At 66.3% G+C, this 1,118-nt stretch carries 1 protein-coding gene; it reads right to left on the reverse strand.

Features of this window, described 5'->3' with window-relative positions; genetic code table 11:
- Positions 1 to 1,118, reverse strand: a 1,118-nt coding sequence (murC, locus tag JCM25156_RS17620; protein WP_025814196.1) for a UDP-N-acetylmuramate--L-alanine ligase, incomplete at both ends; no start/stop codon positions are given.

Below are 1,118 nucleotides of genomic sequence, written 5' to 3' on the forward strand. Positions count from 1 at the left end.
GGGCTGAAGCTCCGCCAGTTGCGCGGGCAGCGCCTGCGCCCAGTTGGTGATGCTGCCCGCGCCAAGGCAGACGACAAAGTCACCCGGCCGGGCAATGGCATTGATCATTTCGGCCAGATGTTCCGGCCCCGGCAGCGGCACGACGGAACGGTGCCCGCGTTCGCGCAGCCCTTCGACCAGCGCGTCGCGGTCGATCCCGTCTATGGGCTTTTCACCGGCGGCATAGACATCGGCGATGATGACCGTGCCGGCATCGTTCATGCAGGTGCAGAATTCATTGAACAGGGTCTGGAGGCGCGAGTACCGGTGCGGCTGCACCACCGCGATCACGTTGCCCGCCCCGGCCTGACGCGCCGCCTTCAGCACGGCGGCGATCTCCACCGGGTGGTGGCCGTAATCGTCGATGATGGTGATGCCGCCGGTCTCCCCCGTGCGGGTGAAGCGGCGCTTGACACCCCGGAAGGCCGCGAAGGCGGAGCGGATGGTGGCGTCATCTATCTCCATCTCGGTGCCGACGGCGATGGCGGCCAGCGCATTCTGCACGTTGTGGTGGCCCAGCATGGGCAGGCGGAACGGCCCCGCCCGGCGCGAACGGTTGCGGTTGCGGCTGGTGATCACGACCTCGAACGTGGCGCCCAGCTTGTCGGTAATGACCTTTTCGGCCCGCACATCCGCCTGGGGCGAGAAACCGTAGGTGACGATCCGGTGGTCGGACAGGCGCGGGATCATCTGCTGTACGGCGGGATGGTCGATGCACAGTACCGCGAAGCCATAGAACGGGATGTTGGACACGAACTGGTCATAGGCCGCCTGCATGGCCTCTTCCGTGCCCCAGTGGTCCAGGTGCTCGGGGTCCATGTTGGTCACGACCGTAATGACGGAGGGCAGGCGCAGGAACGAACCATCGCTCTCATCGGCCTCGACCACCATCCAGTCACCCGATCCCATGCGGGTATTGGTGCCATAGGCCTCGATGATGCCGCCGTTGATGACCGTGGGGTCCAGCTTCGCCGCTTCCAGCACGGCGGCGACAAGGCTGGTGGTGGTGGTCTTGCCATGCGTGCCGCCCACGGCGATGGACCAGCGCAGGCGCATGAGCTCGGCCAGCATTTCCGCCC

The sequence above is a fragment of the Komagataeibacter kakiaceti JCM 25156 genome (assembly GCF_000613305.1).